The 16,593-nt window shown below is 70.4% G+C and carries 13 protein-coding genes; 6 read left to right on the forward strand and 7 right to left on the reverse strand.

Going from position 1 to position 16,593, the window contains the following annotated elements:
• The first annotated feature begins 96 nt into the window (after window positions 1-96).
• Window positions 97-1,116, forward strand: a complete 1,020-nt coding sequence (locus tag ABZ794_RS04285) for a LacI family DNA-binding transcriptional regulator (RefSeq protein WP_210785304.1) — start codon at window positions 97-99, stop codon at window positions 1,114-1,116.
• A gap of 6 nt (window positions 1,117-1,122) precedes the next feature.
• Here ABZ794_RS04285 and ABZ794_RS04290 read toward each other — a convergent pair whose 3' ends face one another.
• Both ABZ794_RS04290 and ABZ794_RS04295 read right to left on the reverse strand, forming a co-directional pair.
• On the reverse strand, window positions 1,123-1,830 hold the full coding sequence (locus ABZ794_RS04290) for an ElyC/SanA/YdcF family protein (RefSeq protein WP_357514144.1): 708 nt from the start codon (window positions 1,828-1,830) through the stop codon (window positions 1,123-1,125).
• Window positions 1,831-2,358: 528 nt separating this feature from the next.
• Window positions 2,359-3,534, reverse strand: a complete 1,176-nt coding sequence (locus ABZ794_RS04295; protein ID WP_357514211.1) for a PHB depolymerase family esterase — start codon at window positions 3,532-3,534, stop codon at window positions 2,359-2,361.
• Between the two features lie 288 nt (window positions 3,535-3,822).
• On the opposite strand from ABZ794_RS04295, the gene ABZ794_RS04300 reads away from it, so the two are divergent.
• A complete protein-coding gene (locus tag ABZ794_RS04300) occupies window positions 3,823-5,883 on the forward strand; it encodes a cellulose binding domain-containing protein (protein WP_357514146.1) in 2,061 nt (686 codons plus the stop codon).
• 48 nt (window positions 5,884-5,931) lie between these two features.
• Here the strand turns inward: ABZ794_RS04300 and ABZ794_RS04305 are convergent, their stop codons facing one another.
• On the reverse strand, window positions 5,932-8,280 hold the full coding sequence (locus ABZ794_RS04305; RefSeq protein ID WP_357514148.1) for a VWD domain-containing protein: 2,349 nt from the start codon (window positions 8,278-8,280) through the stop codon (window positions 5,932-5,934).
• Window positions 8,277-8,888, reverse strand: coding sequence for a hypothetical protein (locus ABZ794_RS04310; protein ID WP_357514150.1), 612 nt, complete (start codon window positions 8,886-8,888; stop codon window positions 8,277-8,279). Before ABZ794_RS04310 ends, ABZ794_RS04305 begins: the two co-directional genes overlap by 4 nt.
• A 422-nt stretch (window positions 8,889-9,310) precedes the next feature.
• Here ABZ794_RS04310 and ABZ794_RS04315 point away from each other — a divergent pair, with 422 nt between their 5' ends.
• Entirely contained in the window at window positions 9,311-10,111 is an 801-nt protein-coding gene (locus tag ABZ794_RS04315) for a helix-turn-helix transcriptional regulator (RefSeq protein WP_357514152.1), read from the forward strand.
• Window positions 10,102-10,293 (forward strand): DUF397 domain-containing protein, encoded by a 192-nt coding sequence (locus tag ABZ794_RS04320; RefSeq protein WP_357514154.1) that lies wholly within the window; start codon window positions 10,102-10,104, stop codon window positions 10,291-10,293. Before ABZ794_RS04315 ends, ABZ794_RS04320 begins: the two co-directional genes overlap by 10 nt.
• Before the next feature lie 64 nt (window positions 10,294-10,357).
• On the opposite strand, the gene ABZ794_RS04325 is transcribed toward ABZ794_RS04320, so the two are convergent.
• A complete protein-coding gene (locus tag ABZ794_RS04325; protein WP_357514155.1) occupies window positions 10,358-13,150 on the reverse strand; it encodes a M14 family zinc carboxypeptidase in 2,793 nt (930 codons plus the stop codon).
• Window positions 13,151-13,337: 187 nt separating this feature from the next.
• On the opposite strand from ABZ794_RS04325, the gene ABZ794_RS04330 reads away from it, so the two are divergent.
• A complete protein-coding gene (locus ABZ794_RS04330) occupies window positions 13,338-13,694 on the forward strand; it encodes a hypothetical protein (RefSeq protein WP_238690131.1) in 357 nt (118 codons plus the stop codon).
• Window positions 13,695-13,751: 57 nt separating this feature from the next.
• Here the strand turns inward: ABZ794_RS04330 and ABZ794_RS04335 are convergent, their stop codons facing one another.
• A complete protein-coding gene (locus tag ABZ794_RS04335; RefSeq protein WP_210785295.1) occupies window positions 13,752-15,080 on the reverse strand; it encodes a glycoside hydrolase family 18 protein in 1,329 nt (442 codons plus the stop codon).
• 146 nt (window positions 15,081-15,226) lie between these two features.
• Here ABZ794_RS04335 and ABZ794_RS04340 point away from each other — a divergent pair, with 146 nt between their 5' ends.
• Window positions 15,227-16,111, forward strand: a complete 885-nt coding sequence (locus ABZ794_RS04340) for a bile acid:sodium symporter family protein (protein ID WP_357514157.1) — start codon at window positions 15,227-15,229, stop codon at window positions 16,109-16,111.
• Window positions 16,112-16,171: 60 nt separating this feature from the next.
• Here ABZ794_RS04340 and ABZ794_RS04345 read toward each other — a convergent pair whose 3' ends face one another.
• Entirely contained in the window at window positions 16,172-16,591 is a 420-nt protein-coding gene (locus tag ABZ794_RS04345; protein ID WP_196926210.1) for a PPOX class F420-dependent oxidoreductase, read from the reverse strand.
• Window positions 16,592-16,593 lie beyond the last annotated feature (2 nt).

Raw genomic sequence — 16,593 nt, forward strand, 5'->3', positions numbered from 1 at the left:
CCGCTGGGACAACAGCTCGTAGCGTGCCGGCCATCGATCGACATTACCGGCGAAGCATTGAAAGTTTCGGAGATCCATAGCTCCGCAGGGGGGACCGTGGGCACGGAGAACGGCCGAAACGTCACCATCGCCATGATCGCGCGGTTGGCCGGAGTCTCCGTGCCCACCGTCTCCCGGGTCATCAACGGCCGCTCCGACGTCGCCCCCGACACCCGGGAACGCGTCGAGGCGCTACTAAACCGACACGGCTACCGCCGCCGCTCACCGTCACGGCGTACCGACGCCGCCCTCATCGACCTGGTCTTCAACGACCTGGACAGCCCGTGGGCCGTGGAGATCATCCGTGGGGTGGAGGACGTCGGCCAGACCAGCGGCGTCGGCACCGTCGTGTCGGCCATCCACTGGCGCATCTCCTCTGCCAAGCAGTGGCTCGACAACATGCGTACGCGCTCCACCGAGGGAATCATCTTCGTGACCTCGATGGTGAACCCACCGTTGCAGGCCGAGCTGCGCCGGCTCCACCTGCCGGTCGTCATCATCGACCCGGCCGGGGTCGACCCGCAGGAGTCACCCACCATCGGCGCCACCAACTGGGCGGGCAGTCTCAGCGCCAACCAGTACCTGATCAGCCTCGGTCACCGCCGCATCGGCTTCATCGCCGGCCCACCGCACCTGATGTGCAGCCGGGCCCGGATGGACGGCTATCGGGCCGCCCTCGGCGCCGCCGGGATCCCCATCGACGACGCCCTGATCCGCCCCGGCAACTTCTACCACGAGGCCGGCTTCACCGCGGGTACGCAACTGCTGACCCTGCCCGACCCTCCCACCGCCATCTGCGCCTCCAGCGATCAGATGGCGCTCGGCGTCTACGAGGCGGTCCGCAAACGGGGTCTGCGGGTGCCCGACGACGTCAGCGTGGTCGGCTTCGACGACCTGCCGGAGGTGCGCTGGTGCTCGCCACCGCTGACCACCGTCCGGCAACCCCTGGCCGAGATGGGCATGCTGGCCGCGCGGACCGTGCTACGCCTCGCCGGCGGCGAGAGGACCGAGAGCCCTCGGGTCGAACTCGCCACGGAACTCATCGTCCGCGACAGCGCCGCACCACCACGCTCGTGACCTCCCTCAGTCGACGCGCAACGCGTCGTCGACGCCCGTCTCCCGGCGGCCGAGGTGCGCCGGGTCCCGACCGGAGAGCAGCTCCAGCGCGGCCTTCAGGCACGCGCCGTTCTCCCGGGACGAACTGAACCACCACGTCTGGGCGTACCGCTTCGCGCTGTCGTCGCCCACACCGTTGGCGTCGATGCCGAGGCGCCGGCACAGCGCCACGGCGCGCGGCAGGTGGAAGGACTGGGTCACCACAGTGGCTCGCCGCACCCCGAAGATCCGCTCAGCGCGCGCACACGAGTCGTACGTGTCGAAGCCGGCGTAGTCCGGCACCACCTTGTGCGCTGGCACACCCCGCTGCACCAGCCAGTTCCGCATCGCGGCGGGCTCGTTGTAGTCGGCGTTCATGTTGTCGCCCGACACGAGGATCGCCCGCACCCTGCCGGCGTCGAACAGCCGCCGCGCGATCTCCAGCCGGGCGGTGAGGACGGGTGAGGGCGTGCCGTCGGCGTCCACCTTGGTGCCCAGGACCAGGGCGACCGGGGCGTCCGGCACCTCGGCCTCGCCGTAGAGGTGGCCCTCCGCGGTGTCGCGGATCCACGTCACGCTGGCCACCGTGCCGCCGGTCAGCACCACGACCCCCACCGTGAGTGCGAGGACCGTACGGCGGACCAACCGCCGGTGCTCCCCGTACCACCGTCTGGCCCCGCTGAATCGCCCCCGCATGCCGCAAGGCTATTCCGCCAGTGCACACGACTGTCGTCGGCGTAGCCGCGACCGTCCCGACCAGCGGACAAAGAACATTGTCTATGGACAATCGCTCACTGTTAGCGCTAACGTGACGGACAGTCGTCGATCCTCGACCGACTTCGGGCCGCTGCGACGGGGCTGTCGCCATCGGCCCGATGCGTGACGGACGACGATCGTGGCGTGGGGCGGGTGGCACGTGGCCGGCGCGAGACGGCCCGAGACCACCACTGGGCGACCCGCGCGCCACGCGGCCGAGGCATGAACGGCCACCGCGATTCCAGGGCACCGCAGCAGCCGGAACAGTCGTGCGACGACAACCCGGTCCGCTCACCCTGCCCAGCGGACGCCGCTGGGCAGGAGCCCGCGCCTGGGCCGCCCTGATGGCGACCGTCGGCCCCAGCCCTGGCCGCCGGGTCGCGTCCCGCTGCTCGGAGTCCGGGCCCGAGCAGCGGGACGCACACCCGCCCGAGCAACCGACGGGGTACGCCGCCGTCGATCACCGCGTCAGCTTCGGGTCCACCGCTGGCTGTTCGAGCCGTTGCAGCTCGACAGGACTACAGGGGTGCCGTTGGCGGTTCCGGCGGCGTTGGGCGTCAGGCACAGGCCGGACTGCACACCGGCCACCGTGCCGTCGGTGTTGACGTTCCACTGCTGGTTGGTGCCGCCATTGCAGTCCCACAACGTCAGCTGCGTGCCGTTGGTCTGCGACCGCGACGGGACGTCGAGGCAGCGGTTGGCGCCGGTGTTGCGCAGCGGTGCCGACGTGCCGCCGGGTGGTGGGGTGGTGGGGCTCGTGGCGTCGAAGCCGAGGAACCGGATGGCCTGCGCGGCGTCGAACGGGATCGAGTGGCCGTACCCCTGGAAGCTGATCGCTTCGACGGGCGCCGTGCCGCCGGTGCCCCCGTACCGGGTACGGGTGGCGCTGGCCTGCGGGGAGTCGGTGAAGCTGGGGGTCTGCGACACGCCCTGCACGTTGGTCCACTGCTTGATCTGCTCGCCGAAGTTGACGTAGCTCAGCGTGGTGTCCGTGGTGCCGTGCCAGATCTGGAACCGGGGACGCTTGCCGGAGTAACCGGGGTAGGCGTTGCGGACCAGGTCACCCCACTGCTGCCCGGTCCTGACGATGCGTCCGCCGGAGCACTCGCTGTTCCACTCCGCGCCGTTGGTGGTGGCGAAGCACCCGAACGGGGCCCCGGAGGAGCTGAACCCGGCGTGGAACAGGTCCGGGTAGAGGCCGACCATGACGTTGGCCATCATGGCGCCGGAGGAGAACCCACCCACACCGATCCGGTTGGCGTCGACCGGGTAGCGGCTCCGAACGTGGTCGACCATGGACTTGAGGCCGACCGGGTCGCTGCCGCCGTCGCGCCGCAGGGCCTGCGGTGACGAGACGTCCCAACACTTGCTGCTCCGGGTCACCGACGGGTAGATCACGATGAAGCCGTAGTGGTCGGCGAGGGTACTCAGCCCGAAGCCGCTGTGCACCGCCGGACCGCTGCCGGTGCAGTAGTGCAGGGCGAGGAGCAGGGCCGGCTGGGCCGCGACCCGATCCGGCACGTACAGGTGCATCTGGAGGTTCGTCGGGTTGGTGCCGAAGCTGGTCACCTGGGTGAGCGCCGCGGCCGACGCCGGGGTGGCGACCGTGACCACGGCCGGCGGCAGCGCGGCGGTCCGGCGCAGGCGGTCGACGTTCGGCAAGCTGTAACGTATGACGTCTGTCGATCTCTTGTCGAGCGTCCGCTGACGCGACTTGAGATTCTCGAGCCGGCAGTGCCATTGTGATACGTCGATGAACAGCCGCGCGCGGGGCCGACCACCGTCCACTGGGCAACCGGGATCCAGATGTGATCTCCGGGGGACGGTGACACGAGCGATGGACCAACCAGCGTCCGCCGTCCACGAGATCGCCCGTCCCCGCGTCGCACCCTGACCGGTCGGGCGGCTCATCTGCGCGAAGGAACCCCGCCCATGCGTAAACCGAAGACCCGAACAGCACTCCTGACGGGCCTGCTGCTCGCCGCGAGCGCGCTCGCGGGCGTCAACCCACCAACCGCCAGCGCGGCTGTCGACCCGGTCACCGTGACCGTCAACACCCGCGCGGGACTGGCGACCGTGCCGGACACCGCTCTCGGCGTCAACCACGCCATCTGGGACTCGAACCTCGGCACCGCCGAGACATCGGACCTGCTCAGAGATGCCGGCGTGCAGATGATGCGCTACCCCGGCGGCTCGTATGCCGACATCTACCACTGGAAGGACCACACCGCGCCCGGCGGCTACGTCGCGCCGGGGACCGACTTCGACACCTTCATGGCGGCGGTCCGGCGCGTCGGCGCGCAGCCGATGATCATCGCGAACTACGGCACCGGCACGCCCGCCGAGGCCGCCGACTGGGTGCGGTACGCCAACGTGACGAAGGGCTACGACGCGCGGTACTGGACCGTCGGCAACGAGAACTACGGCAACGGCCACTACGGGTCCGCGTGGGAGGCCGACGACCACCCCGACAAGAGCGCGACACAGTACGCGAGGCTGGTCGTCGAGTACGCCGACGCGATGAAGGCGGTCGACCCGAGCATCAAGGTCGGAGCGGTGCTGACCATGCCGGGCAACTGGCCGGACGGGATCACCGCCGGCAGCGATCTGGGCCCGTGGAACCAGACAGTGCTCTCCATCGCCGGCCCGAAGATCGACTTCGTGGACGTGCACTGGTACCCGGGCGGCACCGCCGCCGAGTCGCTGACCCGCGTCAACCACCTCCCCGACGCCATCTACCTGCTGCGGCGGCAGCTCGCCCGGTACGCCGGCCCGAACGCCGACCGGATCGGCATCAGCTTCACCGAGCTGAACGTCGACGCCGGCCGGAACACCCAACCGGGCGCGCTGTTCCTGGCCGACGTCTACAGCGCTCTGCTGGAGAACGGCGTCTTCACCGCCCACTGGTGGAACGTGCACAACGGCATGGGCACCGTGACGCAGGTGGCCGGTCAGACCGACTACGGCGACTTCGGGATGCTCTCCAGCGGGGCCTGCGCCGAGGACGGCTCGGTCTGCCAACCGCCGCTGAACACACCGTTCGCGCCGTACCACGGGCTGAGCATGATGAAGCTCTTTGCGAAGACCGGCGACCAGTTCGTTCGCGCCGGCACCGACGAGCCCCTGGTCACCGCCCACGCCGTTCGCCGGAGCAACGGTGACCTTGCCGTGCTGCTGGTGAACAAGGACCCGGACAACGACCACCCGGTCACCATCGACTACGCCGGGTTCACCCCGTCGGCCGTCGCGCCGACGGTGTCCACCCTCACCAACGGCGCCACCGGCATCGCCACCAGCCAGTCCGGCTCGGCGACCAGCCGGACGCTGCCGGCGTACTCGTTGACCACGCTGGTGCTGCGCGCGGCTGACGCGTCCGCCGGTCGGCCGGCCGCACCCGGCCAGCCGACCGCGAGCGGTGTCACCGACCGCGCCGCGACGATCACCTGGCCGACGGCCACCCCGGGCGCCAGCCCGATCGCCAAGTACGAGGTGCACCGGCAGCACGGCGCGGTCAGCGAGCAACTCGGTGAGACGGCTACCACCTCGTTCACTGTCGACAACCTCGTGCCGGGCAGCCGGTACACAGTCAACGTGCTGGCCCGCGACACCGCCGGGCGGGTCTCCTGGGCCTCACCGCCGCTCACCTTCGCCACCGGCAGCCCCGCCGCCAGTACGTGCACAGTCCGCTTCACCGCCAACAACGACTGGGGCAACGGTTACATCGGCGGCGTCGACATCACCAACAACGGGTCCAGCCCGATCGACGGCTGGACGCTCACCTGGGCGTGGCCCACCGGCTGGCAGCAGGTGAGCAGCGGGTGGAGCGCCACCTGGGAGCAGGTCGGCACCACGGTGCGGGTCACGCCCACCGCCGACAACCGGCAGATCGCCGCCGGCGGCACCGTGAGCGCCGGCTTCGTCGGCGCGTACGGCGGGCCGAACGTGCTGCCCACAGTGTTCAGCCTCAACGGCACCATCTGCGCCACCGGCTGACGCCGCGACGGTCGGCTGGCCCGTTCGTCGGGTCAGCCGACCGTCCGGTCAACCGACCTGTCGAACGGTTACCGTGGCCGACCCGGTCTCGTCCGCCCACGGGTCCAGCACCAGGGCGTACGTGCCGCCGGTGGGCAGCGGGCCCACCTCGAAGCGCCCTGCACCACCGATGACGCAGCCACTGCCCACCGCCTCGCCGCCCGGGCCGGTGACGGTCAGAATCGCGCACCGGTCAGGAAGGCTGGCGGCGCTCACCTCGACGGTGACGCGCTTACCGCTGTCAGCGGGAAACCGCAGACGGCTCACCGCACCGGGGCGGCTGACCGACAGGGTGGTCGGCCGTCCGTCCGCGACCGTTTCCCGCTGCTCGTCGCTGGCGTCGCGTAGTCGCACGTCCGCCGAGCCGGTGTCGGTGGAGGTCCCGTCGACCTCCAGCACGTACCGGCCGGTGGCCGGCAGGACGAACCCGTCGACATGTCCCTGGCCGCCGATCACGCAGCCGCTGGCCACCTGTTCACCGGCCGGGTCGCGCAGGCGCAGCAGGTTGCACCGGTCCGGCACTGTGGCGTCGGTGACCTGGAGGAAGACCTTCTGACCGGTCCGCCCGTCGAAGGACAGGCGGCTGACCGCGCCCGGTTGGGCGAGCGTCGCCCGGACCGGGGGCCCGTCCAGCGTGAGCGTCTTCTCCTCGTCGGTCACCGCGACGACCCGTACCGTCGCTCGCCCGAGGTCGGCATCCCACGGGTCGAGCACCACCTGATGGTCGCCGGTGGCGGTCACCGTGGTCGTGTCGATGAAGCCGATGCCGGAGATGACGCAGCCGGTCGCCAGTTGACGGCCCTGCGGGTCGAGCAGCAGCAACACGCCGCAGCGATCCGGCACGGTGGCGGCGGGCACCTCCACGAAGATCTTCTGACCGGCCCGACCCGGCACCTTCGTCGCGGCCGTGGCACCGGCCCGGGTCACCGCCAGGTCGACGTCACCGGCAGCGGGCGCGTCGCGTTGCGCGCGGGCGGCGTCCTCGGCGAACGCCACCTGCCCGGTGAGCCCGACGTCGAGCACGCAGTCGGCGAGGATCTGTGGATCGGTGACACCGGCCCGCCGGCAGACGAGTTCGGCGGTGGCCCGGTTGGGCAGGTCCCCGACGGTGAGCAGTCGCTCCGGGAAGCGCCGGTCGGTGAACGTGCCGGTGTTCTGCCCCGGCTCGTAGTCGAACAGCGACCGTTGGGCCTCGACGCGCCAACTGTCGGCGAAGCCGGGGTACAGCGCCTCGAACGTGGGCGGCTGCGCCACCCGCTTCCCGCCGCGCACGGTCAGGTCGTCGCCGGGGTCACCGTCGTGGTCGCCGAGCAGGCCCTCCAGCGTGCCGGCCCGGGCGGTGGGCGCGCTGACGCTCACGCTCAGCCCCCACACCCCGATCGGCTGCGCGGTCAGCCGGGCGCCGTCCGGCCACTCCACCGTCACCGTGCCGTCTCCCCAGGTGGTGACGGTGCCACCGCGCGGCAGCTTCACCCCGTCGGGCGCGGCCACCGGCGCGGCGCCGTTCACGCGGACCGCCGGGCCGTCTGGTGTGACGTACACGCCGACCCGGTCACCGGCCACCCTCACCGCGACGGCCGAGTTGACGGCCACCACCGAGCTGGCCGGGAACATCGTCTGTCGTACCTGGACCTCGAAGTCGTCGGTCGTCGAGCGGGTCAGCACGAACTCCCCGGCGGCCTGGAAGTCGTACCGCAGACCGTCGTAGGTGAGTAGGTGCGGGTCACCGTTGCTGTTCGCGCACCGGTAACCCTTGCCGATCACCGAGATCGAACAACCACCACCGGGTGGTCGGGGCTTGGGCTGGTCGCAGTCCTTGCCGTTCGACGGCAGCTTCATTCCGCTGTACGTCGTGCGCGGCGGCACCCCCACGGCCTTGCGGTACGCGTTCTCCGCCAGCACCGCGTGCACCTCGGCGGGGTCCACGGTGCTCGCCTGTTGACCGCCCTGCGTGCAGAACTGGCCCCGGTCGGTGTCGTTCACCTCGTCGAGGGCGTGGTTCATCTCGTGGATCAGGGTGGCGCACTGGTCCTCGGTGAAGCCGGCTCCCTCCTCCGGCAGCGCCCGTCCGTCGTTCTCCGGCACCCAGTTGATCTGCACATCGCTGCCCGGGACGTACGTCGTGGTGCTGCTCTCCGAGCCGAGGATGGGTCTGCGTACCTTGATCTTCTTGCCGGAGCGTTCCAGCTCGTCGAGCACCGCACCGTTGCCGGAGCCGCGGATCTGTCCGACGCAGCCCGCGTACTCCGTTTGCAGGTCGGCGTTGACGCTGACCACGGCGGACGCCGCCTGCGGGGCGAGCAGCACCAGGACGCCTGCCAGAACCAGGCCCGTTCGGATCGCCCGCATCCCGGTCATCCGCCTCTCACCTCGAACGCGACAGTGCCCTGCTCGGCCGTCGCGGCGCAGGCATCCGCCGGCACACCGCGCAGCGGCGCCCGCAGGTAGCCCAGCACCAGCCGGTACGCCCCCGGTTGGTCGACCGGCCACCAGGTGACGGCGGCCCCACCCCGCCCGTCCGGCGCGGAGGTGGTCAGCGCCGGGCCGACCGGGCTCTGCGGGTCGCTGCCCAACGTCAGCTCCACCGACCCACGTGGCGGCACCCGCACCAGGTTCTCGACCAGGTAGGCGGTGAAGTCCCGGTAGTAGGCGGCGCCGCCGACAGCGGGTGCCACCGCGGTGCCGTCGCGGGTCAACGACATGACCGTCACCGCCCCGTCCGGCACCCGACTGAGTTGGCACTCGGCGTCGCGGTTGTTGACCAGCTTCAGCCGCAGACTGATCTGCTCACCCACCCGGTACGACGGTTGCCCGGCGCTGACGGTCAGGCCGACCGTCGCCGCCGGGCCGGTGGGGGAGGCCGCCGGTCGGGACCGCCGGCACCCGACCGACGTGGCCATCAGCAGGAGGGCGAGGCAGCCGGCGAGCGCCGCCCGGCCCGCCGTCCCTGCTCGTGGTACGCCCATGGGCCGGGTGCCTCCTCCGGGTGCCGACGACCGTCGTCAGACCCCGGCCAGCCTGCGCCGCGACTGCGGTGACCGCTGTCGTGATCCGGCCGACGCAATGTCCGCTACCCGACCCGGAGGCCGCACACCGAGCCGCCGGCTACCGAGGACCCGAAGGTCGCCCGCACCGGCTACAGCGGCGTCGCCCCCGAACCTGAGCCAAGGGGCCGGTGGCGTCCACGTGGTGCGCGCCGTCGACCTTCAACTGCACCCGCGGGTTCGAGGGAGACGCGGTCAGCCAGCGCGGTCAGCTGGCGCGCCGCGCGCCGACGGTGACACTCCGCTGGTGAGGCCGCTACGCTCAGGCAGCGGCTCGCCGGTTCGGTCCGAGCTGGCGAAGCATTCCGCCGGGCAGCGGTGTGAGTAGTTGTGGGGAGTACCGAATGGCCGACTTGCCGCACCCGCTCGCCGCGTTCATCGTGGCCGAAATTCGCCGCGCCCGAGGGGCCTCCGGGATGACCCAGGATGCCTTCGGCCGGGGCGCCGGCTTCAGCGCCTCCCACGTCAGCGCCGTGGAGAGCGAGACGCGGGCGTTGACGATGGACTTCATCAAGGGCGCCGACCGGGCGTTCAAGAACGGCGGCCTGTTCGAGCGCATGGTCGCGAAGCTGGGGGCACCATCCTGGTTCCTGCCGTGGCTGGACGCCGAACGTGTCGCGACTCAGCTCCGGTCCTGGCAACCGTCTCTGATTCCTGGCCTGCTCCAGACCGAGTACTACGCCCGAGCGGTCATTCGCTGCGACGACACGCTCAGCGATGAGGAAGTCGACAAGCGGCTTGCGGCTCGGCTCGACCGGCAGGCGATCCTCACTCAGCCGAAGGCACCGCAATTCGTTGGGGTCATCGGGGAGGAGGTGCTGCGGCGGGCGGGCGAGGATTTTCGGGTAATCATGGTCGGACAGATCACGCACTTATTGACCTTGGCCGAGCGCCCGAACATCAGTGTCCACGTCGTGCCGTGCGACGTGAGCATGCACGCCGGGCTGACCGGCCCGTTCATTCTGGCCCGGGCCGCCGATGGCAATTGGGTCGGCCAGCTCGAGAACCAGCTTGGCGGGGCGGTCATCGACAACGACGATGACGTGGCTACGCTTCTGTCGAAGTGGGAGACCGTACGGAACGAGGCCCTACCTCGGCGGCAGTCAACTGACCTGATGAAGGAAGTGGTGACGTCATGGACCTGATCGACGCTACGTGGCGCAAGTCCACTCGCAGCGGCTCCAGCGGTGGCGACTGTGTCGAGGTCGCCGACAACCTGCCCGGCATCGTGGGCGTGCGGGACTCAAAGGACCCCGATGGGCCGGCGCTGGTCTTCGGGCCGGTGGCCTGGCGGGCGTTCGTCACCGAAGTCCCCCGGCGGTCATAGCCCTAGCACGAACGGAAGCGCCCGCCCCAGCCGAGGGGACGGGCGCTTCGCTGTGCGGGCTCCGTCAGCCCACCACCGACCGCAGCGGCACCTTGGCGGCGTTCAGCGCGCGTACCAGATCTCTTGCGAACGGGTGTTCGTCCACCTGGAGCCCCTGCGGGTTTGGGATCACGACGTACGCCGAGCCATTCTTCTCGGACGCCTGCGCGTCGGCGGTGAAGCGTTCGACGATCGCCCGGGTGCGGGGTAGGTCGCCGGCCGCCACCTGGATGGTGATCGGCCGCCAGCCGCCGCCCAGGTCCGGCGGCACCGGCGCTGCGGCGGCGCTGGCGCGTGCCGCGTCGACGCCGGCCGGGCGTCGCGCGTCGGGCGCGGCGGTCGCCGGGTAGAGCAGCGCGTTGGCGACCAGGTGCAGGCCATTTTCGTTGTACGCGCGAAAGAGCGGATTGAACGCGAACAGCACCGCCCGACCGGCGCCGGTCGGCTCGTCGACGACGGCCGCCGTGCCCTTCAACGTGTCCGCCCCGACTGTGTAGCCATTGGCCCAGAAGGTGTCACCCGTCGGGTACGTGAGCACGTTCGTCCCGGTGGCGCTCGGGGTGAGGATCGGGTCGCTGTTGTTGAACTCGAAGTCCTCCGCCGGGCGACCCAGCGCCACCGGGCTGTCCTGGTCGACGTCGACACGCAGGTGCGAGCCGATCACCAGGTAGTCCGCCGGCTTGGTCTTCTCCGTGGTCGAGGTGAGCCCGGCGGCGCGGGCGACCCGGGTGCCCTCGTTGCGCAGCCCGAGGTAGGTGTGGCCCTGGCCGATCCAGTCACGCAGGTTGGCCTGCCCGGCTGCGGTCAGACCGCCGGTGGCGCTGCTGCCGTCCGGCACCAGCAGCACGGTACGCCCGGTGAACGCCTCGGTGTTGTCGTTGATGTCGGCGGTGGTGACCGGTGTGAGGTCGAGCCCCCACCGCTTGCCGAGCACGTAGCGGGCTTCGCCGTGCGAGCCGGAGGTGGTGGAGATGCCGGCGCCCTGGAACAACCCCACGTCGGGCAGGTCGAGGCGGGTGCCGGCGGGCCGACCGCCCGGGGTGAGGGTGACCCCGAGGGATTGGGCCAGCCCGTCCACGGTCCGGTTCACAGTGGCCGCCGGGATGGCGACCCGGCTGGTCGTGAGGTCACGGACCAGGGGTACGCCACGGCCGAGCAGGTTGAAGGTGAACTCCGCGGCGGCGGCCGAGTCGAGCGGGTACGTGTACGAGCCCCAGGGCCACGCCGCGCCGGTGCGACCGCCGGAGACCTTGCGCACCAGTTCGGCCCTCGGCCGGACGGTGTCTCCGGTGTAGATGGTGTTGACGCCCATCAGCAGCGGGTTGCTCCAGGACGACACGTCGTAGAAGTACGGGAACGGGACGTACGGGTCCTCGCCCATGACGGCCTGGATCCAGTGTTTCTGCGGCTGGTCCATCGGAATCCAGTACGCGCCCTTGGGCACCGTCACGTTGGTGGCGCTGCGCCCGCCGAAGACCCGCACGGTGGGCACCCGGGTCGCCTTCTGCACCTCGTACACCTCGACGTCCATCCGGCGCAGTCGCTCGACGAGTTGGCGGACGTCGGCGAGCTGCCGGTCGGGCAGCAGGAAGTACGAGCGGATGGTGAGGTCCGGCACCGGGAACTGCACCTCGTTTGTGGGCTGCACCACCTCGTTCGGTTCGAGGGTGCCCGCCCTGCCCTGGGCGAGCGCGTCGGTCCAGATGTCGAAGTAGCCGTCCAGCACCTCGCGCTTGTTCGCGGCGGCCCAGCCGAGCGTCGACCACTGGGTGTGGAACTGCTGCTGGACCCGGTCGGCCACCGCCGACGCGCTGCCCTTCTCGTACGTCATGCCGGCCGCGCCGAAGCCGGTGGTGGGCACCGTGTCGCCGTAGCCCATGAAGAACATGTCGTACGTGTCGTAGTTGAAGTAGCACTCGGTGAAGGCGGTGTCGTCGCAGGCGCCGTTGAAGCCGAAGCCGACCTTGTTGGCCTCGCCGATGCGGTTGATCCAGTCCACCGCCTCACCGGCGATCTCGTGGTGGATCGGGTCGGCGTTGGGCGGGAAGAAGTACTGCCGACCGCCCATCTCGTGTGCGTCGATGAACACCTGCGGCGGGTAGCGGCGCAGCAGTTCGAGCTTGCCGTCGGTCTCCTGCTGGGTGCGGGCGAACCAGTCCCGGTTCAAATCGAAGCCGAACTCGTTCTGCCGGCGGGTCGCGTCGCGGCCGTCCGGGTTCTGGGTGGGGACGACGATGGTGACCAGGTTGTCGTTGCGCTGGGCGACAGCGCAGGACAGGCCCGCTGCCAGCTCGTACAGCGTCTTGAGTGCCGCGTCGGCGCCGCTCTTCTCGCCGCCGTGCACGTTCGCGGTGACCCAGACGATGGCCGGGCTGTCCTTCGCCGTCCGGGCGGCCGTTCGCGCGCTGGTCCGGCGCGGGTCGCGCAGGTCCCGGACGTCGTCGGCGATCTCGCGTAGCGCGGCGGGCCGCACGTGGCGTTCGTTGGACACCACCGCGTACGGCAACGGCTGGCCGAGCACACTGGTGGTCATCACGCCGGTGACGACCCGGTTGGAGGCGCGATCGACGGCCCCGAGGTAGGTCCGGACCTCGTCGTTGGTGACGACCCGCTCCTGCCCGGCGCCGAGCGGGAAGCCGAGCACGGTCTCCCGGGCAGGCACCGTGCTCAACCGCGCCGTCGGGTCGTCACTGCACCGGGAGGGCTGGGCGGCGCTCGCGGCCGTTGTGCCGCCCAGCAGGGGAACCATGCCGAGCAGGAGCGCGATCGTGGCGGCACTCGCCAGCCGCCTGGCAGGCACGATCCGGAACTGACGCATCGATGGGGCCATGAGCCGTGTTTCCCTTCTCGGGAACAACCTCGCAGTGGCCGGAGCCTATGAACCGCCGATACGACGGTCAAGGGTAGATCGATATTGCTGACTACTCGGCGTGCCGGTCCCGACGCGGAATGGCAGGATGGTGGCGTGGGCTTGTCGTCGTCTGGGAGGAGGAGACGTGCCGGAGATGATCATGCTCTCGGTCCATCCGGATCTTCCGTCCGCCGATGCTCGGCGCTCGCTGGCGTCCTGGCTGCGCGCTGAGGATCGGCTGCGGGAGGGGGTGACCACGACGCCCCCCGACGAGATGTCGGCGGACACCACTGACGAACTGCGGGTGGCGGCCAGCGACGCGGGCACCGCCATGGTGCTGGTGCAGGCGATCGCCAGCTGGCTGACCCACCGCCGCGACGATGTGACTGTGAAACTCACCCGGCCCGACGGATGGTCGGCCGAGGTGGACGTGCACCGGGCTCGGGACATGGACCAGGTGACAGCGCTCATCGAGGCCGCGGTGCGTGCGGTGACACCCGCGCAGCGGTAAACGGCCCGCCGCCGGCCGAGAGGTCGGCCGGCGACGGGCCGGGTGGATCGGGTACGGCTACCAGGTCGTCAGGCCGAGGCCGATCGTCTTGGTCAGCGTGGCGTTGTCGTCGTCGCCGTCGAGCGACCAGATCATGGCGCCGGCCAGACCGGCCCGTCGGATGTAGAGCGTCTTCTGCAACACGACCGCCGGGTCGTCGTACGTCCACAACGTCGTACCGTCGAACAGCCAGGCGTGTCCGGCGCGCAGGTCGCGGTGCACCGTGTAGCCGTTACCGGCCAGGGTCTTCAGCTTCTTGTAGTCCTCGTACCCGGCCTCGAACGTCGCCGGAGCGGGCCCGGTGGCCGGCTGGAACAGGCCGTTGCCGCCGCCGGTGATGCCGGTCCAGCCGCGACCGTAGTAGGGGATGCCGAGCACGAGCTTGTCGCGCGGCGCGCCACGGGCGATCCATCCGTCGATGGCCACCTCGACGGAGAAGTCCGGGTTGTCCGGGGCGCCCGCCGGGACGCGAAGCGCCGACTGCTGGTTGGCCCGCGCGTCCCAGCCGCCGTGGAAGTCGTACCCCTGCACGGTGGCGAAGTCCAGGTACTTGAATATCTTGCGGCCCTCGTAGCCGGCGTCCATGGTGGCCGGGCTGGCCGGCAGGAACGCGGTCAGCGGGTGGTGCGCGCGGGTCGTGCGCCCGTACGCGTCGAGCTGCCGGCGGAACTCGGCGAGCAGCTTGGTGAAGTTCTCCCGGTCCTCCGGGCGGATGACGTTGCCAGGCTCACCCTCCGAGCCGGGCCACTCCCAGTCGAGGTCGATGCCGTCGAAGACGCCGGCCCCGGCGCCCGGGGTGCTGCCCGGCAGGTTCCCCTTGAGGTAGAGGTCGATGCAGGACGTGACGAACGCCTTGCGGGAGGCGTCGGTGCGGGCCGCGTTCGAGAAGTACGTCGACCAGCTCCAGCCGCCCAACGAGATCAGCACCTTCAGTTTGGGGTGCTTGGCCTTGAGCTTGGCGAGCTGGCCGAAGTTGCCGCTGAGTGCCTGGCCCGGTGCGTCCGCGACGCCGTCGACGCTCTCCTCGGCCGGGACGGGACGCTGGTAGTCGGCCCAGGCGTCGCCCTCGCCCGGCCCACCGTCCACATAGCACCGGCCGTCCTCGCTGACGTTGCCGAAGGCGTAGTTGAGGTGGGTGAGGCGGCTCGCCGCCCCGGAGGTTTCGAGCTTCTTGACCGGGAAGGCCCGGCCGTAGATGCCCCACTGGGTGAAGTAGCCGACCCGGTGGTAGCCGGTCCGACGCTGGTGGTTGTCACCGGCGCTGGCGGCGGTGGGCGGAGCGGCGGTGACCAGCACTGTCGCCAGGGCGACGACGGCGGTGAGACGGCGGTGGCGGAATGGTCGCATCGGCACACTCCCACGAGACATCAAGCAGAATTAGTAAAGACACTTATCTGATTGATGAAGTTAAGCCGATCACCCTCCGGGGTCAAGAGCCGTCCAGCCACATGGGGGATTGTGACGGCGTTACCGGGTGGTAACGATGTTGTGCCATGGACTCCGCCGTGACTCTGATCGGACTACCCGTCGCCCTCGGCATCATCATGCTCGGTCTGGGTCTCGGACTGACAATGGCGGACTTCCGCCGGGTGGCCGACCATCCACGAGCCGCCGTCATCGCCCTGGTCTGCCAGGTGCTGGTGCTGCCGGCGCTCTGCTTCTGCCTCGTCCTCGCGTTCGACCTGGCACCCGAGCTGGCCGTCGGCATGATGCTGCTGGCCGCGTCACCGGGCGGCACCACCGCCAACCTCTACAGCCACCTGTTCGGCGGGCACGTGGCCCTGAACATCACCCTGACCGCCATCAACTCGGTGCTCGCCGTGTTCACCCTGCCGATCCTGGTCAACCTGTCGGCGGCGTACTTCCTGCCCGACGGCAGGAGCATCGGCCTCCAGTTCGACAAGGTGCTCCAGGTCTTCGCCATCGTGCTCGTCCCGGTCGCGATCGGCATGCTCATCCGGGCGCGGATGCCGCACCTGGCCGAGCGGCTGAACCGTCCGGTCCGGATCCTCTCCATCGTCGTGCTCGTCGCGGTGATCGCCGGCGCGGTGCTCGGTGAGCGGGAGAACATCGCCGACTACTTCGTCTCGGTCGGCCTGGCCGTGCTCGCCTTCAACCTGCTCAGCCTCGCCATCGGGTACGGGGTGCCGCGCCTCGCCGGTGTCGACCGGAGCGCCGCGACTGCCGCCGGGTTCGAGATCGGCATCCACAACAGCGCCCTGGCCATCACCATCGCGCTCAGCCCGGCGCTGCTCAACAGCACCCAGATGGCGATCCCGGGTGCCGTCTACGGCATCGTCATGTTCTTCACCGCGGCGGCCTTCGGCTACCTGGTGACCCGCGTCGGCGCCCGGTCCGCCACCGCCCTGGCGCCCTGACGGCCGGTGCCCTGTCGCCCCGACGGGAGCCGTCGAGGCGACAGGGCGGACGGCAAACGGTCAGCCGACCTGGTTGTTGTCCTTCTGCGCGCCCCAACCGTGCCAGCGGTCGATCTCGATCAGGGCACTGACCCGGGCACGTTCGCGACGTGGGTACGCGTTGCCCGTGTAGTGCTTCGACAACCGGTCGATGTCCGCCAGGCCCTCGTCGGGGCGCAGCTCGGCGACGTGCCCGATGATGCTGACGTGGGTGTACCAGCCAGCCTCGTCGAGCACCGTGAGGGACACCCGTGGGTCGTTGCGGACGTGCTCCAGTCGGCGGCGGCTCTCGTCCATGTTCACCAGGATCCGGCCGTCCTCCCACAGGTACCAGGTGGCGGCGGACACCGGCTGGCCACCGTTGCGAAGGGTGGTCATGACGGCGGGGTTCGGCTTCTGGAGCATGGCGACCGCGGCCTCGGGAAGCGGTGGCTTGGACATGA

The sequence above is a fragment of the Micromonospora sp. NPDC047187 genome (assembly GCF_040643355.1).
Classification (GTDB): Bacteria; Actinomycetota; Actinomycetes; order Mycobacteriales; family Micromonosporaceae; genus Micromonospora; species Micromonospora salmantinae.

Bases quoted from the DNA above. Each gene is read 5' to 3' on its own strand.
- ABZ794_RS04310 (WP_357514150.1), bottom strand. From the start codon at position 8,888: ATGGGCGTACCACGAGCAGGGACGGCGGGCCGGGCGGCGCTCGCCGGC.
- ABZ794_RS04305 (WP_357514148.1), bottom strand. From the start codon at position 8,280: ATGACCGGGATGCGGGCGATCCGAACGGGCCTGGTTCTGGCAGGCGTC.
- ABZ794_RS04315 (WP_357514152.1), top strand. From the start codon at position 9,311: ATGGCCGACTTGCCGCACCCGCTCGCCGCGTTCATCGTGGCCGAAATT.
- ABZ794_RS04290 (WP_357514144.1), bottom strand. From the start codon at position 1,830: ATGCGGGGGCGATTCAGCGGGGCCAGACGGTGGTACGGGGAGCACCGG.
- ABZ794_RS04345 (WP_196926210.1), bottom strand. From the start codon at position 16,591: ATGTCCAAGCCACCGCTTCCCGAGGCCGCGGTCGCCATGCTCCAGAAG.
- ABZ794_RS04340 (WP_357514157.1), top strand. From the start codon at position 15,227: ATGGACTCCGCCGTGACTCTGATCGGACTACCCGTCGCCCTCGGCATC.
- ABZ794_RS04300 (WP_357514146.1), top strand. From the start codon at position 3,823: ATGCGTAAACCGAAGACCCGAACAGCACTCCTGACGGGCCTGCTGCTC.
- ABZ794_RS04335 (WP_210785295.1), bottom strand. From the start codon at position 15,080: ATGCGACCATTCCGCCACCGCCGTCTCACCGCCGTCGTCGCCCTGGCG.
- ABZ794_RS04320 (WP_357514154.1), top strand. From the start codon at position 10,102: ATGGACCTGATCGACGCTACGTGGCGCAAGTCCACTCGCAGCGGCTCC.
- ABZ794_RS04325 (WP_357514155.1), bottom strand. From the start codon at position 13,150: ATGCGTCAGTTCCGGATCGTGCCTGCCAGGCGGCTGGCGAGTGCCGCC.
- ABZ794_RS04330 (WP_238690131.1), top strand. From the start codon at position 13,338: ATGATCATGCTCTCGGTCCATCCGGATCTTCCGTCCGCCGATGCTCGG.